Below are 18124 nucleotides of genomic sequence, written 5' to 3'. Positions count from 1 at the left end.
GGTGAGGGCTATTTAGCATCAAGGCACGGTGTAACCAATTCATGATAATTTGTTATCTTTGTGAATAGTGATATAAAGATATACACCCATGAGAAAATTTAAATTTATGTTCAGACTGCCTGATAATAGGCACTTTGACTATGAGCCCATGTACTATGATGAAGCAAAGGAGCGCAGGGAGCAGAAGAAAAAAGAATATGAGGCTTTATTAAAAGGAGAAAAGAGTGAGGAGCTGATGGAGGGGATTCGTGAGCGTATTCGCTTCTCGTCAAACAGAAGTCGTTCACAAGACAGAAGCTCTATCATTATGCGTCTGTCCTTTGTCATTATCTTAAGTATCTTGACGTACTGGATATTCGTCAATTTTGTATAGCAATATTTGTTGAATCCGTTACACGGCGTCTCGAATTTCAGCAGCAAGCTTCACTCGTTGATTTGAGCTGAACTGTTGATGGATATATTTATACTCATACAACATATCAACTCGAATCAACGAGCGAAGCTCAATTCAACTTACCGAAGGTGAAATTCAACGATTCAACGACAATTAAGGCAGGTAAAAGTCAAACTCCTGCTCTTTCATACACTTAAAGTGTCCCTTAGGGCATTTGTCATACCCAATTTTAGAGCAAGGTCTACAAGATAGATCATTGCGTTCAAAGATCGTGAACTGTGTACGATAAGGATACATACCCAGCTTAGGAGTAGTATTTCCCCAAATAGAAAAAATACGTTTCTTAAAAGCTGCCGCGATATGCATTACCCCGGTATCGTGGGTAAAGACAGCATAAGACTGCTTGATCAAAGAGGCAGACTGATTAAGGTTAAACTTACCACATCCGTTAAAGATCAACTTATTTTTTTTCAACTTCTCAAGTCCCTCATTGAAAGAAGGGTCTCCCTTTTCTGGACTGAAAAAATCCATAAGCTCGTCTCCTGTTTCTTTATCCTCAGGACCTCCTAATAACACGATAGGATGATGGATTTTATCGCAAAGTTCAATCATCTTATCGAGAGGCAATTTCTTAGTGTTATGTTGTCCCCCAATACCATAAACGACAAATTTTTCCCGAAATGCTTCGGGGAGCCATTCCATTTCTACTTCATCTTTTTCTGGAATAAAATAATCTAGACCTAGATTATCGGCTTTTATCCCTAAGGGAGCCGCTGTATCCATATAGCGGTCTACAATATGCACGTTGGGCATACGGTCAACTTTAAGGTTGACATAAAGCCATTTTTCCAGATTGATTTTATCAAAAGAAAAGGAGCGCACATCCAATCGCCATTTGATGATCCGAGTACGAAGGTTGTGGTGTAGATCAATGATATAGTCAAAGTGTTCCTCCTTGAGTGCTTTAACCAATGTGTTAAGGCTTCCCTCCAGGCAGTGTACTTTGTCTATATAAGGGTTATGTTCCAGAAGTCCTTTGTAACTGGCTTTAGTAACATAGTGGACTTCGGCTTCCAATTGTGTTTTCAAGGCTCTTACCACAGGAGTAGTCAGTACGATATCTCCTATGGAAGAGAACCTTAGAATGAGAATTTTTTTCATAAACAGCGATTGTATCAGCTATTTTTTTGTCGTAATGCTTCAAAAATAATAATACCGGCAGCTACAGATACGTTAAGAGAGCTTACTTTTCCTCCCATTGGAATCTTGGCCAGAGTATCAGCTTGTTTGATAATATCGTCAGAAATACCATCTTCCTCCGAACCCATCACGATGGCCGTTGGTACGGTATAGTCCACATCATAAATGGTGTCGCCTCCTTTTTCGGAACATCCGACCACTTGTAGTCCAGACTCCTGTAGGTAGGTGATGGTTTGATTCAGGCTTTCTGTACGGCATACAGAAATATGGTTTAATGCTCCTGCAGAAGAACGCATGGCATCACTACCAATTTGTGCAGCTCCTTTGGCAGGGATCACAACAGCTTGCATTCCGGCACATTCTGCTGTACGGGCAATCGCTCCGAAGTTACGAACATCGGTTACTCTATCCAGTACTAGAATAAATGGGATTTTTCCTTCCTGATACGTTTCAGAAATGATATTATCCAAAGAGGCAAACTGTATTGCAGAAATAAATCCAATGACACCTTGATGGTTTTTTCCTGTAATGCGATTTAATTTTTCTTCAGGTACCCTTGAGATAGGTACATTGAGTGTGTTGGCAATCTTAGTAATTTCGGCCAACTGCTCGTTGGACGTTTCTCTAAGCACCAGAATTTTATCAAATTCCTTGCCTGCATCCAGCGCTTCCAACACCGGTTGAATACCGTAGATCATTTCGTTGGAAGAGTATTTTTTTCTTGGGGGCTGGTTGAATCGTCTCTTTTTATTTTTGTATTCCATGAGTAGTCATATTTTTTGCAAAGGTACGGACTTCTGCTTGTACTTTCACATTTTATCTGAGACAGGTGACGATATTTATTCTAAAGGTGGATTGCCAATACGCCATTGCCTGATTGCTTCATTCCAGGGCTTTATGTAATCTTTATTTCTTTGTAGCTGATAGTGATGTTCAGTGAAAATGTTATTCCTTTTTATAAATAAAAAATCCACTTTTTCTCGGTAAGGAGAATTGGTATAATGCCACGTGATTTCTGTACCGTTGTCTTCAATACGATCTGGTTTTCCGAAGACAATATAAATCATTCCCATATCTGTCTTCCATCCTTCTTTGTAAGTACTAAAGGTTTCGTTGGCATAGGTTACTCTTCGGTAGAAACTGCGGATAAGCTCGCTGGCATTGTCTGGGGTTTGTCCCACTTTCAACCAAAACTGCTCGAAGGCTGTTTTAGGACTTCCTGAGATTTCTAGCGTATTCCATTCCTTATTGGTAGAAAGGTAACGTAGAGGCTTGATTAAGTCCTCATACTGTCGATATTTAGGAAAGTCTGGAGAGACGACCATAATTCCTTTTCCTGTAATGCCAGCAGTATCTTCTTGAAAAAAAACTAATCCCTCTCTCGACATATAAACCCATTCATTGGATGGAATCTTGTAAACGGTATCGATTCCCAGAAACTCATTTTGAGAGGCACTTCTAGTCGTCATTGGTGGTAAGGCAGGGAGGAATCGGTTATGGAACGTTACGGCATACAAACTATCCTGTTGCAAATGGTTTAGTACCAGACTATCCTCCAAGTGTACATAGGGTGCATTACTTTGAATAAAAAAAGATTGGGAGAAGCTATGTAAGGGGAGTATAAAGCAGCATAGAGTAGCCAGGAGTAGTGGAGGATGTTTATGTATCATGATACAGTGATTTATAGTTTAAAAACGTTGAAAGCAGAGTAGGTGATCATATATAGGCATTCAAATAAGTCTTGTCGTCGCTTATTGTTTAGTACTCAATAATAATTAAACGATAAACGATAAGCGATAAGCAAACATAAGACAAGACGACGAGCCTAAAGCGTTATATGATTCTCGACCTAATGGAAGAACACATATTCTTTATAATTGATCACGGGAAATTAAAAAATATGTTCCATAAAAAAATCCTGAAAAGCGGATGCTTCTCAGGATTTACGGATATATTTTAATAATTGGGAATTTATGGATTACCATTCCCATAAGAAATTTTCTTGATCAATTAACCATGCTTTGATTTGCTCACCTTTAGAGTATCCTTTAGCACCAGCCTCTATATCGACCATTTCTCCAGTACGTGGACTTCTGTACTTCAATAATCTTCCTTGATAGAAATTTAGAGCGAAGGCATCTCCCAGATTTTGATTTTGAGCAGGGTTTCGGTTGTTGAACCAGATTGCCTCAGGATTGTCCTGAAGTGCCCCATTTCTTTTTTGATGGAAAACTTGTTCGTATAGCTCTCGGTAAGAGAAAGCTCCCACAGGAATATTTACTTGTCTTTCTCCTGTTTCAGTAGCAGGAATAATCAAAGTCATCCCTAAGATATCATTGTACATGGAGCTTCTTTGACGATCAAACTTTCTTTCAATTTTCACATCCACTAAATAGACATTGCGAGGGCCATAAAGGCTATCTTCTTCTTCTAAAGCAAGAGCAGTTCCATTATTGAAAATGTCATTAGAGGCTTGATTGGCAATATCGTTTTCCAACTCTGTCTGAGGTATACGTAGTTTAGCGAAGAATTCCTCTTTACTCATACGTTCTTTAAAGGAGTCATCCTTATAAGGTAAAATACGATCGTTTTTTACTGCATCAATGATCACTTTTGATAACTCATAATCTTCGGTGAAAAAGCCTTCATTACCGGGAGCTCTCAGGTTCATACGTATCCAAAGAGATACGGTAGACATTACCTGATAGTTCTCAATCGGGTTAATGCTATGTTGGTTAGTCTCCTCTTCATAAGAAGAAGACGAGACTTCTTGACCCAAGGATAAGGTAGAAGACAATAGGCCAAATGTCAGTGAAAAAAGAATATAATTGATATGTTTCATAAAGCTTTATCTTGTTTGGCAACAATTTCCATTGTCGGCTGAGCAGCAAAAATATATAAAAGTTCGCGGTTCTTAAAGCCTTAAGGGTAAGTAAATCAAGGGACTTACCCTTATGGTAATTAACTGAAAGGGTGAGGTTTTTAGTATACTTTACCTTAAATATTGTGCCAAGACGCTCTTTGTGGAAAGGCATTCCGTGTTTCAGAATGAAATCTTGATCAAATAAAGGGGATTCTTTGAAATGTATAAAACCTAGGTCATTTATTCATTTAAGGCCCAATTATAATCCAGATAATCGATTTCTGCCCCCTCTTCGATTTTTATTTTACTGTATTGGTTAATAAAGTTGATCAAGCTCCCATTTTTAGTAAAATCTCCTTTGAACCAACTAAATACTTTGGAGAGCTGTACTTCGTTTTTACCAATTTTATTTTTAGAAGGATCATTAATAAATGCAATGGCTTCCTCCTGAAGTTGCTGATTGATTTGCTGCGCAGTATAAGCCTCACGCCTCAGATTTGGGCAGGAAATAGAAGCACAGACAATGGCAAAATGTATGCGTGGTTCCTCGAATTCTTTACGTAAGAAATCATGTTCAATATTGTCTAAACTATATTTTTTTCCTTGAATCTCAATAAACTTGATAGTCCAGGGAGAATGTACGAAAGGAATATTGACTGTGTTAATATCCTTGATGCTTTTCAAGGGGTAGTTTTTGAGGATGAGTTCAATGGTGAAAGCATTGTAGGCATTAAGCCAATAGGCAAGCTGTTCTGCTTCATTCCATGTTTCAGGATTAGGATGGTTTTCTCGGAGAAGGTCTAGATACTCCTGAAAGGCTTGCTCATCTTCTTTAAATCCTTCATAGTTGATACGACCATTTTCCTGGACATGTTTTTGAAGGAGTCTGCTCCAGGAAGAGTGATCTACAGGAGTGGATGTTGGATAGCTGCCTACGGCTCCTGAACAGGTCGAAAAGAAGAATGTGAAAATGATCGACAGCAAAGGGATAAATTTTTGGATATTCATATGTATTTTTGTCTTTTAAGATGAACGAAGTTTCGATATATTTAAATATATTTTCACCTTCTATTGTTATAAGAGAAGTCAAATTTTATGAAGTACTTGATTGTAGGGTTGGGTAATATAGGCCCTGAATATGCGGATACACGTCATAACATTGGGTTTATGGTATTGGACGCATTGGCGGAGAAGTTTGGAGCAACATGGAAAACAGATCGCTTGGCTTTTTCTACAGAGATAAAGCATAAAGGCCGTACGATTCATCTCATTAAGCCGACCACTTATATGAACCTTAGTGGTAAGGCTGCAGGGCATTGGTTAAGAGAGCTAAAGATAAAGCCAGAAAATATGTTGGTGATTGTCGATGATTTGGCCTTGCCTTATGGAACGTTACGTATGCGTCCAAAAGGATCTAGTGCAGGGCATAATGGACTAAAAGATATTGAGAAAGTTCTGGGGTCCAATAAATATCCTCGTTTGCGCTTCGGAATTGGAAATGATTATCCTACGGGAAGACAAGTAGATTATGTATTGGGGGCTTTTACGGCGGATGAACAAATTGATTTAGGCACACATATTGATAAATCAGCGGATATGGTCTTATCCTTCTGTACGATAGGAATTGCCCATACCATGAATCAATTCAACAAATAAGAGGAATACACTGGAGGATTGATTACTAAGTAAACTTATAAGTCAGGACTACTTTTAAGGAAGAAGGAAGGATAAATAATCATTTTGTAAAAGCTTCTATTCCTTTATCCTTCCTCCTTTATCCATTTGGAAGTAGTACCTTTATATTTATCAGAAAACTTAGTGTTTAGACTCAATACCAGTTGGTCGATTTTCCTTGTTACTTTAGCAAATACTATGATCATTGAAAAAGTAGAGAACCCAAAAGCAGGGCTGATTGCGGCTATGCTACAGGCAGGTATTCTTGTGGTAAGCTTTTTTTTTCTGGCAGGAGACTGGCAAACACTCCCTGGTTTTTTTGATGGAACAGGCGTGTTATTGCTTTTGGCTTTTTTTGTATACTTCCGTGGATATATGGTAGTACAACCCGGAGAGGCTCGTTTATTATTGTTCTTAGGCGAGTATAAAGGAACGGTGCTTCAAGAAGGCTTTTACTGGACAAATCCTTTTATGCAACGTAAGAGTATTTCTATGAAAGAGCGCGTTTTTCATGGGGATATCCTTAGGGTATATGATAAAAAAGGATTACCGATAGATGTGTCGGCTTCCGTAACCTGGAAAATAGGAGATACCGCTAAAGCTGTTTTTGAGGTAGAAGATCTTTCCCAACAAGTAGAAAGCAGTACTAATATCATTCTTAGAGTATTGGCTGAAACCTATGTTTTTGACAATATGGGGAATCAACAAGAGATTAGTATGAAAGGCAATACACAAGCCCTGGCTAATATTTTGCAAAAGCAATTGGGAGACAAGCTAGCAGCCCATGGAGTTATTATTACAGATGCTCGCTTGAAACATCTCTCCTATGCCCCAGAGATTGCTTCTGATATGTTGAAAGTATATCAAGAACAAGCAACTAGAATCGTTAGGCAACAACAGAATCTTTTTGCTGTAGAGTTGGCAGAGCAAGTGTTCTTAAAAGCAGAAAGTAAACGTTTGATTCAATTGGGTGAACCCGAAAGAAGTAAGGCCATCGCTTCTTTGATTATTGCGATCAATGAGCAAACAAAATAGCTTTTGTTCATAATGTTTAATTGAGCTTCGCTCGTTCATAATGTTTAGTTGTTTTGGATATATATTACACCACCTCAACTAAACATCATGAACAAAGCAATTTACTCCTCCAGCATTCGCCACTCCAAAGCACCTAAATCAGGCTTTTTATCCCTTACTTCTCCGCTGCGGTCTGTTGTTAATTCAGTAGGAAGTCCCTTATCTCTAGCAAAAGCATCTTCCGCCAGGAAGAATTGCTGTTCAAAGGGGAGGTAATAAAATCCGGGGTCAGACTCATAAAAGTTTTCTGTTCCAAAAATATTGTCTGCAGAAGTACGCAGGATATTGTTATTGACGTCAAAATCGAAGCCGTAATCGGTAGCCTCAATTAGGATAATCATCTCTTCAAAATCACCCCATATAATATTATTCTCCATCTTTACGGAGAGATCATCTAAGCGTACAGAAGGATCTTCTTGTCGTCCGGGAACAAAAGCACTAGAAAATCCTACGGTAGGCTGCTCAATTCTAAAGCTGTGATTATAGTTGGCGATAGTATTGTGAATCAGTTCATATTTCCCTCCAGAGGCACAAGCTAGTACATAACCGATACAGTTGTTGATAATGCTATTATGAATCTTAGCATAAGTGCCTGCTAAAAACACTCCTGAGGAGGCCATATTCTCTATGGTGGTATTCTCAATAATCATAGCAGGAGTCTCAGGGATTTCATCGGACCATACATAGACCCCATCGTAAGCATTTTTGATGTAGGCTCCACTGATACGATTATTCTTACTGGAAGGTGTAAAGTAAAGTCCTAGCCATTGTCCAGCAATCGTATCATAATCTTCTTCTCTTCTGATGTGCTGAAACGTCACCGTGTCTTGTGGTGTACCCTCCACATTTAAGGAGCCTCTAATGAGCATATAAGCATCATTGTTGAAGTAGATCTTGCTTCCTTTTTCTATAGTCAACGCTCCGGTCTCTTCAATAAATAAGGAGTCCATCACTACATGTGGGCGGTCTGCTGCCCATATTTCGGCTGATGAAATTCGTTCACCCATACGGTGGAAATAAGCATTTTGTCCCCATGCTTGCAACCATAAGGTATTGTTGTGCCCATTGGCTTCCACCACGACTTGTTCCTCTATCACAAAAGGTAAGGTTTCCTCGGAAGCAGAAATGCGGGCTTCTACTAATACCATAAGACTATCTCCTCCTCTAAGATAAATATCCTCCAAAGTATTCCCCTCTTTTCCGTGTATGATCATAGAGAACACTCCTGAGTTTTCAGAAAGACTGATACGGTCAATATTGACGGCCCCTTCATTAGGGTTGATGATCCTAAAACGTTGGGTAGTACTCGGTAAAGAGGTAAAGAGGGTGTCAAAAAAAACGGTGTCCTGAGAAAAGCTCAAACGCAAGTCTTCATCCCCCGAAACCAGTTCGTTTTGAGGAGTACAAGCCCAGCTTAGGACGATGACAGACAATAGAATAAAAAATGAACGAAGCATGGTGGAGGTATAAGGTAGGGACGCCCCTTGTGGTCGTCCGTCATTTAAAATTAAGGTAGGGATGATTCTTGTGGTCATCCACTATTTTAAGTCACGTAGAAGCCTTTTATGATCGTCCAATGACTATTCCATAAACTTCTTATAAGCCGAAGCAGGAATTTTGGATTGATAGTCCGATTGCTTCTGTTCTGGCTTGACCCAGTCCAAAAAGCCTTTCTTCCATACATAGGCGAGTCCTAAAATTAGAATTAGGACAAAGATGAAAACCTCAGCCAAGGCAAACCAGCCCCAAAGACCATTTGTCTCCTCGATTAATTTTTCTTGTCCAAAAACAGTAGCCCATGGGAAAAGAAAAGCGATCTCTACTTCAAAGAGTAGAAATACCAAGGCAATCACATAAAAACGAATATTGAAACGTCCCCAAGCACTGCCGATAGGGTCTTCTCCACTTTCGTAGGTTGTGACTTTTTCTTCATTGGGACGATCCGGGCGCAGTAGTCTGGATACCGTAAAGGTCATCAGTACAAACCCTGCTCCACCTAAAAGGAACAATAATAAAAATGCGAAGTCTGTTAGCATAAGGTATATATTCTTATTAATCTAAGTACCAACTACAAAGGCTATTAATTGGTTTATCTTCTCAAAAAATAGCATTACCCAAAGATAAGGATAAAAAAAGGTAAAAGGTAAAAGGTAAAAGGTAAAAGGTAGGGGCGAACCCATGTGGTCGCCCTTCGTCTGAAGCTTCCCACGTGATCGCCTACAGTTGAGTTTACAGCTATTGTTAAGATAATCAATTGGCCAATAAGCTTTTGACTAGAATGTAAATTGGATTAAAAGAATTATCTATATTGCCATTCAAGTACAAAACACATATAACAACCATAGCGACAGTCGTCTTATGGTAGGTAAACACAAATAGACTAATCAAAAATTGATAGGTTTTCCCTGTGCCAACACATCGCTAGGGAAACTTGAACTACTAACCAGTATGAGTAACATCTTATTTGAATCGTTTCAGGAGTGGGTACAATGCTGTGAACAGCAGCAGATTCCTATTTTCCAACCTGTTGTCACTTATGAAATGAGTGAGCGCAACCGTACGGAGGATGAAATTTTTCATCAACTGTTGCATGCTTATGAGATCATGAAAGAAGCCGTTCAAACCGGATTGACACAAGATATGAGCTCTCGTTCAGGGATGATCAATAATGGCGGAAAGAAAGTATACAATAGTAATATAACCGTACTGTCTCCTGAGTTCCAGAAATTGATTAGCCGTGCATTGGCAGCTAAGGAGGTAAATTCTTGTATGGGCAGGGTGGTGGCAGCACCTACGGCAGGAGCTTCAGGAATTATGCCGGGAGTATTGGTCACTTTACAAGAACTTCATGGAATTGATGACCGTACGATGACAGAGAGTATGTTGGTTGCTGCGGGAGTGGCTTTGATCATGGAAAAGAAATCAGGAATAGCTGGTGCTGTTGGTGGATGTCAGGCGGAGACCGGTACGGCTGCAGCCATGTCCTCTGCGGCTATTGTTTATTGTTTAGGGGGAAGTATTGAACAGATATTTAATGCAGTAGCCATTACTATTCAATGTATGCTTGGCTTGGTTTGTGATCCTGTTGCAGGCTTGGTAGAGGTACCTTGCGTTGTGCGTAATGCTAGTGCGGCAGCCATTGCCAACTCTTCTGCACAGATTGCTTTGGCAGGTGTAGGAGGCGTTATTCCAGTAGATGAATGCGTAGATGCTATGGCTGAGGTAGGTGCCAGTATGGAAGATCGTTATAAAGAAACCGCAATGGGCGGATTAGCGGCAACGCTTACAGGACAAGCTATCGCTAAAAAAGTACTGATTTCTGATATAGATATTATTGAAGACTCTGATGAGGACTATGAGTAGTCTTGTTGGTTTATCGGTTATTGCTTATCGTTTAAAAAAATATTGAAAAAATGCCCTTAGGGTATTGTAGGTCATTTAGGGGTAAATAACTTTCTTAACCGATAACCGATAACCGATAACCGATAACCGATAACCGATAACCGATAACCGATAACCGATAACCGATAACCGATAACCGATAACCGATAACCGATAACCGATAACCGATAACCGATAACCGCCTTCTATGCAGATCTTCTCAACATCTATCATTGTTCTATTTTTCTTTCTATTAAGTTCATTGGGGCTATCGGCACAGGACAGTACCTATATTTATTATGAAGCGGGAGAGCTGAAAGCCAAAGGACTTCTGGTAGAGACTAAGCAAATTGGTACATGGCAATATTTTTACCCGAGTGGAGAAATTAATGCACAACTGCCCTATAAGAATGATCAATTGCATGGAGAAGTTCGTTACTATTATCCCAATCAACAGCTTAAGAGTATAGAATACTGGCAAAATGACCTATTGCATGGAGAAGCTATTTACTACCATTCCAATGGTCGTTTACACAAAAAAGGGCGCTATGTACAGGGAGTCTATGAAGGAGAATGGATATTTTATTATGCTAATGGAAGTATAGAAAAAAAAGGGCACTACCAACATGGTGTGCCACACGGTTCTTGGTACTTCGCGACTGAAAAAGGTACACCCGAACAAGAGGGAAAGTTTTTTGAAGGGAAAAGACAAGGATTATGGAGATTCTATACTCCTAAGGGACAGTTACAGTACGAAGGGCATTATGATCATGATGAGCCTATAGGGCAATGGTATGAGTATAAACGAGGGAAAAGAAGAAAATACCAATACTATTAGAAGTCGTAAATAAGTAGGATTTTATAGTAAAAAATACTGAACTAATTCATTGTCATTAAATTATTATATCTACCTTCCTTTTATGAATACAAGGATCAGAAATATTGTCCTTATCCTGAAATCACTGCTATGGTCACGTACTACAGTACTCAGGAGAGGTATGCAATAAATTTCTATCGGTATTTACCGGATAAAAAGACCTCCTGAGTAGTTTAATAATACTGCTCAGGAGGTTTTTTTATTTATATAATTCCCTTCTATTTTAATAACAAACAAATGAACCAAAAACTGTCCAAGTTACGTACGAGTGGTATTTTCCTTGCCTTAAGTGGTGCAATTCTTTTTTCAGCCAAAGCGGTCTTTATCAAGTTGGCTTACCAATATGAGGTTTCTTCTATCAGTTTGCTCCTTATCCGAATGCTTTCCGCATTACCGCTCTATGCGCTTGTAGGCTTGTATCAACAGAGAAAAAAGCACTCTATCTCTAATACGTCTATTCGTCCAGTGGACTATCTTCATCTTGTTTTGTTGGGTTGTATAGGGTATTATCTGGCTTCTTATCTGGATTTCATGGGGTTGAAATATATTTCTGCCAGTTTGGAGCGCCTGATCTTGTTTGTCTATCCAACCATTGTAGTGATCCTTTCTGCGCTCTTTCTTAAGCAGCGTATTCATCCTTATCAGGCCATGGCGATTGTCATTACCTACTTAGGGATGTTTATTATCTTCAGTGAGCATTTGGACCTTACCCAAAACCAGAATTTCTGGTTTGGAACAGGACTTATTTTTCTGAGCGCATTTACTTATGCTTCTTACTTGGTGGGAAGTGGTGAGTTGATTAAGCGAATTGGCAGTATATCATTCACGACCTATGCCATGATTGTGGCTTGTATCTGTGTCATTATCCATAATGCCTTTGTTGCGGATGTCAAACATTTATTTGATCTACCGTTACCTGTATACTTATATGGGGTATTAATGGGTATTTTCTGTACAGTAATTCCATCTTATATTATCTCAGAAGCAATACAGCGTTTGGGGGCTTCTAATATGTCCATTATTGCAGGTATAGGTCCTGTATCGACTATTACTTTATCGGCAATCTTTTTGGGAGAACGTTTAAGTATTATTCAACTACTAGGGGCATTGGTAGTGATTATAGGTATATTTATGGTGAGTCGATCTAAAAAAGATAAGTCACTAAAAGTGGCTGAGCAACCTGCTGAGGTTAGAAGGTAGTGTAAAGTTATTAAGGTTGAATAAATAACCGTCATACTACTAATTAGCTCTGTTGAATCGTTGAATTGAACTTCACTCGTTGAATCGTTGATTCGAGTTGAATTGTTGTTTGACTATTTTAGTAAGATCTCAATCAACAGTTCAACTCGAATCAACTCACCAAAGGTGAAATTCAACGATTCAACGATTCAACAAAGCCAGTTAGTAGTATGACGGATAAATATTTAACCTTAATTATTCTACCCTAAAAATTAAATGGCCTTAATCAGGAAGTAGTTTTTCTTCCCTTTCTGAGCCAAGATGTATTTTCCTTGCAGAAGCTCAAAGTCCTTGGCCATAGCGTCGTCAGCAATTTTCTCTTTGTTGACACTTACTCCGCCACCTTTGATCATTTTTCTTGCCTCTCCTTTTGAAGGGAATACCATTCCTTCTGTAGCAGAAGAAAGCAGTTCAATGGCATCCATCTCAGCTAAAGCATCCTTAGCAATTTCTACTTGAGGTACTCCTTCAAACACTTGCAATAGTGTACGCTCGTCGATTGCTTTCAGCTCTTCCGTTACTTTCTTGCCAAACAAGATAGAAGAAGCTTTGATCGCCATATCCAAGTCCTCTTTGCTGTGTACACGCTCGGTGATATCCTCAGCCAAGGCTTTTTGAAGTACTCTTAAGTGTGGCGCTTCTTTGTGCTCTGTGATCAGTGCTTCAATCTCTTCACGGCTTTTGAAGGTAAAGATCTTGATATACTTCTCTGCATCCTCATCAGATACGTTCAACCAGAACTGGTAGAACTTGTATGGAGAAGTTTTTTCTGGGTCTAGCCATACAGCACCACTTTCTGTTTTACCGAACTTGGTTCCATCAGATTTAGTGATCAATGGACAAGTTACAGCAAATGCCTCTCCTCTAGCCTTACGACGCACTAGCTCAGTACCGGTAACGATGTTACCCCACTGATCAGATCCACCCATCTGTACTTTACAGTTTTCATTAGTATACAAATGGTAGAAATCCCATCCTTGTAGCAACTGGTAAGTAAATTCTGTGAAAGAAAGTCCTGTTTCCAAGCGTTTCTTTACAGAGTCTTTGGCCATCATATAGTTCACAGAGATATGCTTTCCAGCTTCTCTAGCGAAATCTATAAAGCTAAATTCCTTTAACCAATCGTAGTTATTCAGGATCTTAGCAGAGTTGTCTCCACAGTCAAAGTCCAAGAACTTTTCCATTTGAACCTTTACCCCTGCAATATTCTTTGCAATAGAGTTTTCGTCCAATAGTACACGTTCGTCTGACTTGAATGATGGGTCTCCGATCATTCCTGTTGCTCCTCCAATCACGGCCAATGGACGGTGTCCTGCCTTTTGAAGGTGTCTCAAAATCATAACAGACACTAAGTGTCCTACGTGTAGAGAGTCAGCAGTAGGGTCAAAACCTACATAAGCCGTAGTCATCTCTTTATTAAATTGCTCTTCCGTACCCGGCATCATATCGTGGATCATACCTCTCCACTTCAATTCTTCCACCAAGTTCTTATTTATCTCAGACATTTGTATTCTAAGGTTATTTTTCTGTACTAAAAAAGGCAAGATAAGGATTAAATCACTAATTGAGTAATTCAATAATTGAATAATTGTAAGCCTCTTGCCAAAATATTTCATTGATAAAAAAGGTCACTTTCATAAGAGAGAAAGTGACCTTTTTGTGAATAGAATGATCGACTGTCAGAGTGCTTAAGACTTAACCTTTAATTTTTGTCCAGGTCTCAAGCTGTTACTTTTCAAGTTATTCCACTTTTTCAGTTCACTGACGGTGACACCATTTTTCTTGGCAATCTCCCAGAGAGAATCTCCCTTTCTAACGATATGGTACTTGGTAGCACCTGAAGTACTTTTCTTGGTTACGTTACTTGTGGTAGACGACTTGCTTGTAGGAGGAGCGACAGCTAAGCGTTCCCCTGCCTTGATCAAGTTACCATTGAGACCATTCCATTTTCTCAAATTGCTAGCTGAAATACCATAGCGTCTTGCAATTCCTCCCACAGTATCTCCTCTTCTCACGGTATGATACTTACTGGAAGTGACCGATGATCTACTAGAAGAAGAGCTTGCCGTTGATTTTGGAGCAGGAGCTTTATAGCCTTGTCCATAAATCTTTAGTTTCTGCCCTGGGTAAATCGTATTGCTTCTCAGGTTATTCCATGATTTCAGCTCCCATAGTTTTACCCTGTTTCTGCTGGCAATAAGCCCTAAGGACTCTCCACGTCGAACAACATGGTAGTAGAAACCATCTTTATAGTTCCCTCCTTGTCCGGTATACTTTATCTTGGCAAGAATACTGTCTCGGTTGGATTCAAACATTTTATATCGAGACTCAGGAATCTTTACCCCAAAGTTCTTCACACCACCCGGTACATACCCCCAACGTAGTTTAGGATTCATCAATAGAAGATCTTCCTCACATACACCAATTTGGTCTCCTAATTTTTTCAGGTCTACCGATTGGCTGACAAAAATCTCTGCTGCAGGAATGTCATAGTCCGGGGCAGCCTGATGTAAGTTGTGTTCATCGGCATAATTAAGGACATACATCATGGCTACAAATTGTGGTAGGTAAGAACGTGTCTCTCTTGGTAGCTTGTGGTAGATATCCCAGAAATGATATTTTCCACTTCTACGTTGTGCTTTACGAATGTTACCTGGACCACAGTTATAGGCTGCAATCGCTAGTTCCCAGTCACCATGATATTTATATAAAAACTTTAGATATTTCGCTGCTGCTCTGGTGGCTTGCTCAGGATCCATGCGCTCATCAATATGAGAATCCTGTTTTAGTCCATAAGCTCGACCAGTACGAGGCATAAACTGCCAAAGGCCTCTAGCCCCTACTCTGGAAACGGCTCTAGGTTTGAAGGCAGATTCTACAATGGCCAAGTATTTCAACTCTGTAGGTACACCTTCTTCCTTGAAGATGCGATCAAACATTGGAAAGTAAATATTCTTTCGCTGTAGAATCGTTAAGGTATAAGCTCTTCTTTTTACCGAGAAAAAATCAATGAATCGTCTGACTCTTTCATGGTAGTTCAATGGAACGTCTTGTTCCAAGGCAATAAGTCGATCTTTGATCACCTCATCCGATACCGCAGGGATATAGTCGTAGTTGATTAATACTTCCTCCAACATTTCAGAGGATAAAACGCCCGTCGTATCAAATTCGTCCAAGGCGTCTTCTGTCCAGGGAGAGAATGAAGAAGAGGCCGCTTCTATGATATCCATGGTATCAAAAGGCATCACATATCCTACCGGTGGTGGTACGGTATAAATACTGTCCATCCAAGTAAACTCTTCCTCCTGAGCCATCGTAGGTGCAGAAGTGACAAGTATACTTCCAACACACAGTCCAAGCCATTTTTTTATTGAGCGCATATATTTTTTGTTTGAAATTGATTGAAAGGGAAAAGCAATAGGCTATGTCCTTTTGATCGAATTTCTTTGATTAACAAGTTTCTTCTTCTATAGTGGTTTTGCACGTTACTTAAAACAAGACACGTACCAAAAGTGCTAATGATTCTGCTCCATAAGGCAGAAAATGCACAAAATCTTATATTATCTGCTGGATTATTTTAGTTAATAGTTGCACTATTTGCACAGTCTTGTAACTCCAAACAATGATAGATCATTCGCGACCTTTACATTCATTGAATCAATAACTGTCAACAGACTCAATGTAGGATGCAAGCCATACAAAAACAGTCTACTTCCGGGCTGCTTAACGTAGCTAGAAATAGACCGTTTTTAAGGAGTATATTCCTCCATTAAACGTTCCAGAGAACGGATACGCCTACCTGATTACAAAGACTGAAGGTATTTTGTAAAGGCAAGCATTTTTTCTTCTTCAAAACGATTGGCCATTACTTGCAAACCAATTGGTAGTCCTTCGCTATCTACTCCATTTGGAACAGAGATCGCTGGTAAACCAGCCAAGTTAGCGTGTACCGTATATAAGTCACCAAGATACATCTCCAGGATGTTGTTCTCATTGTACTTTCCGATCTCAAAAGCTGTATTGGCTGTTGTAGGCATGATTAGGAAATCATGGTTGCTGAGCATTTTCTCAGAAGCTTCCTTAATCAACCTTCTTACTTTTTGAGCCTTTGTAAAGTATGCGTCATAGTAGCTTGCACTCAGTACGAAGGTACCCAATAGGATACGACGCTTTACTTCGTCTCCAAATCCTTCGGAACGTGTCAGCTTATACATAGACTCCAGATCCGTAGCATTCTCGCTTCTCATACCGTAACGAACTCCGTCGTAACGAGAAAGGTTAGTACTAGCCTCGGCAGTTGTCAAGATATAGTAGGTTGGCAACAAGTAGTCCAATAGAGGAAACTCGATTGCTTCTACCTCATGTCCTGCCGCTTTTAGGGCTTCGATTTTTGCAAACGTTTGCTCTTTAATCTCTGGACGAAGGTGCTCACTTTCTACAGTTTCCTTGATATATCCGATTTTCAGTTTTTTATCTGTATCGAATTCTAACGCTTCAGAGTAAGCAGGTACAGGTGTTTTAGATACCGTGGCATCGTTGTCATCAGCTCCTGCAATCACCTCTAGTGTTAGGGCTGCATCGTCAACATTTTTAGAAAGTACTCCGATGGTATCGAAAGAAGAGGCATAAGCAATCAATCCCCATCTTGAGATACGAGAGTAAGTAGGCTTAAGTCCTACGACACCTGTAAATGCTGCAGGTTGTCTAACGGATCCACCAGTATCAGATCCCAGAGACACCAAACACATATCAGCGGATACTGCTACTGCAGAAGCTCCAGAAGAACCTCCCGGTACACGACTATTGTCTATGTTGTTTAAAACAGGGCCAAAGGCAGAGTTCTCATTGGAAGATCCCATAGCAAACTCATCACAGCTTTGACGTCCGATGATAATAGCATCTTCTGCTAATAGACGCTCAATAGCGGTTGCTGAGAATTGTGATACAAACCCATCCAGAATTTTACTGGAAGCCTGTAATCCATGGTCTTTGTGCGCAATAACGTCCTTGATTCCTACGACCATTCCAGCAAGCTTGCCTGCTGTTCCTGCGGCAATTTTGGCATCGATTTCCTCTGCTCGTTGCTGTGCTTCTTCAGCATATACCTCCAGGAAGGCGTTCAGGTGTTTATTGGCTTCAATTTGTTTCAGATAGTGATCTACCAGTTGTTTGCAGCTAGTTTCGCCATTAGCAATGGCTGCCGAAATATCTTTGTAAGATGAATACACAGCTCAAATCAAGATTAAAAATGATACCATTGAAGCAGAAGCACTGTTCATAAAAAATATATCGTTCTGCTCCTCAAAAACTAAGAATATTTGGTCTTCTCATTTAACGGAAAAAAGAAGTCTATCCAATGTTCAAAAACAAAGATAAACTTCTCCTTTATTAAATGAAATTTGTCTCTTCCCTTCTACACAAC

16 protein-coding genes are annotated in these 18124 nt (G+C 39.7%); 6 read left to right on the top strand and 10 right to left on the bottom strand.

Annotation, left to right across the window (positions count from 1 at the left end):
• The first annotated feature begins 88 nt into the window (after positions 1 to 88).
• Positions 89 to 373 (top strand): hypothetical protein, encoded by a 285-nt coding sequence (locus ABD985_RS08085; protein ID WP_345370756.1) that lies wholly within the window; start codon positions 89 to 91, stop codon positions 371 to 373.
• A gap of 174 nt (positions 374 to 547) precedes the next feature.
• Here the strand turns inward: ABD985_RS08085 and ABD985_RS08080 are convergent, their stop codons facing one another.
• The 5 genes from ABD985_RS08080 to ABD985_RS08060 form a co-directional block, all read right to left on the bottom strand.
• Positions 548 to 1555, bottom strand: coding sequence for a glycosyltransferase family 9 protein (locus tag ABD985_RS08080; protein WP_345370755.1), 1008 nt, complete (start codon positions 1553 to 1555; stop codon positions 548 to 550).
• Between the two features lie 14 nt (positions 1556 to 1569).
• A complete protein-coding gene (gene rlmB, locus ABD985_RS08075) occupies positions 1570 to 2358 on the bottom strand; it encodes a 23S rRNA (guanosine(2251)-2'-O)-methyltransferase RlmB (RefSeq protein WP_345370754.1) in 789 nt (262 codons plus the stop codon).
• A gap of 75 nt (positions 2359 to 2433) precedes the next feature.
• Positions 2434 to 3264, bottom strand: coding sequence for a GWxTD domain-containing protein (locus tag ABD985_RS08070; protein ID WP_345370753.1), 831 nt, complete (start codon positions 3262 to 3264; stop codon positions 2434 to 2436).
• A 308-nt stretch (positions 3265 to 3572) separates the two neighbouring features.
• Complete coding sequence (locus ABD985_RS08065; RefSeq protein ID WP_345370752.1) at positions 3573 to 4436, bottom strand: hypothetical protein; 864 nt, start codon at positions 4434 to 4436, stop codon at positions 3573 to 3575.
• A gap of 261 nt (positions 4437 to 4697) precedes the next feature.
• On the bottom strand, positions 4698 to 5465 hold the full coding sequence (locus ABD985_RS08060; RefSeq protein ID WP_345370750.1) for a DUF547 domain-containing protein: 768 nt from the start codon (positions 5463 to 5465) through the stop codon (positions 4698 to 4700).
• 87 nt (positions 5466 to 5552) lie between these two features.
• On the opposite strand from ABD985_RS08060, the gene pth reads away from it, so the two are divergent.
• Together pth and ABD985_RS08050 are read left to right on the top strand one after the other, a co-directional pair.
• A complete protein-coding gene (gene pth / locus ABD985_RS08055; protein WP_345370748.1) occupies positions 5553 to 6113 on the top strand; it encodes an aminoacyl-tRNA hydrolase in 561 nt (186 codons plus the stop codon).
• A gap of 216 nt (positions 6114 to 6329) precedes the next feature.
• Complete coding sequence (locus ABD985_RS08050) at positions 6330 to 7166, top strand: SPFH domain-containing protein (RefSeq protein WP_345370747.1); 837 nt, start codon at positions 6330 to 6332, stop codon at positions 7164 to 7166.
• 101 nt (positions 7167 to 7267) lie between these two features.
• Here ABD985_RS08050 and ABD985_RS08045 read toward each other — a convergent pair whose 3' ends face one another.
• Positions 7268 to 8740 carry a right-handed parallel beta-helix repeat-containing protein gene (locus tag ABD985_RS08045; protein WP_345370745.1) on the bottom strand — a complete coding sequence of 491 codons (1473 nt, stop codon included), beginning with the start codon at positions 8738 to 8740 and terminating at the stop codon, positions 7268 to 7270.
• Positions 8741 to 8785: 45 nt separating this feature from the next.
• Positions 8786 to 9241 carry an NADH-quinone oxidoreductase subunit A gene (locus ABD985_RS08040; RefSeq protein WP_345370744.1) on the bottom strand — a complete coding sequence of 152 codons (456 nt, stop codon included), beginning with the start codon at positions 9239 to 9241 and terminating at the stop codon, positions 8786 to 8788.
• 412 nt (positions 9242 to 9653) lie between these two features.
• Here ABD985_RS08040 and sdaAA point away from each other — a divergent pair, with 412 nt between their 5' ends.
• The 3 genes from sdaAA (at position 9654) to ABD985_RS08025 (ending at position 12663) form a co-directional block, all read left to right on the top strand.
• The gene (gene sdaAA, locus ABD985_RS08035) at positions 9654 to 10568 is read left to right on the top strand and encodes an L-serine ammonia-lyase, iron-sulfur-dependent, subunit alpha (RefSeq protein ID WP_345370743.1); all 915 of its coding nucleotides are present in this window, start codon (positions 9654 to 9656) and stop codon (positions 10566 to 10568) included.
• A 226-nt stretch (positions 10569 to 10794) separates the two neighbouring features.
• On the top strand, positions 10795 to 11424 hold the full coding sequence (locus ABD985_RS08030; protein WP_345370741.1) for a toxin-antitoxin system YwqK family antitoxin: 630 nt from the start codon (positions 10795 to 10797) through the stop codon (positions 11422 to 11424).
• 276 nt (positions 11425 to 11700) lie between these two features.
• Positions 11701 to 12663, top strand: coding sequence for a DMT family transporter (locus tag ABD985_RS08025; RefSeq protein ID WP_345370739.1), 963 nt, complete (start codon positions 11701 to 11703; stop codon positions 12661 to 12663).
• 251 nt (positions 12664 to 12914) lie between these two features.
• Here the strand turns inward: ABD985_RS08025 and tyrS are convergent, their stop codons facing one another.
• From tyrS to gatA, 3 genes are all read right to left on the bottom strand, one after another.
• A complete protein-coding gene (gene tyrS, locus ABD985_RS08020) occupies positions 12915 to 14207 on the bottom strand; it encodes a tyrosine--tRNA ligase (RefSeq protein ID WP_345370738.1) in 1293 nt (430 codons plus the stop codon).
• Positions 14208 to 14390: 183 nt separating this feature from the next.
• Positions 14391 to 16082, bottom strand: coding sequence for a lytic transglycosylase domain-containing protein (locus tag ABD985_RS08015; RefSeq protein WP_345370736.1), 1692 nt, complete (start codon positions 16080 to 16082; stop codon positions 14391 to 14393).
• A 423-nt stretch (positions 16083 to 16505) separates the two neighbouring features.
• Entirely contained in the window at positions 16506 to 17930 is a 1425-nt protein-coding gene (gatA, locus tag ABD985_RS08010; protein WP_345370734.1) for an Asp-tRNA(Asn)/Glu-tRNA(Gln) amidotransferase subunit GatA, read from the bottom strand.
• Positions 17931 to 18124: the final 194 nt, after the last annotated feature.

Source organism: Algivirga pacifica (assembly GCF_039543525.1).
GTDB lineage: Bacteria > Bacteroidota > Bacteroidia > Cytophagales > Flammeovirgaceae > Algivirga > Algivirga pacifica.
This window is presented reverse-complemented; position numbering and strand designations above follow the sequence as displayed.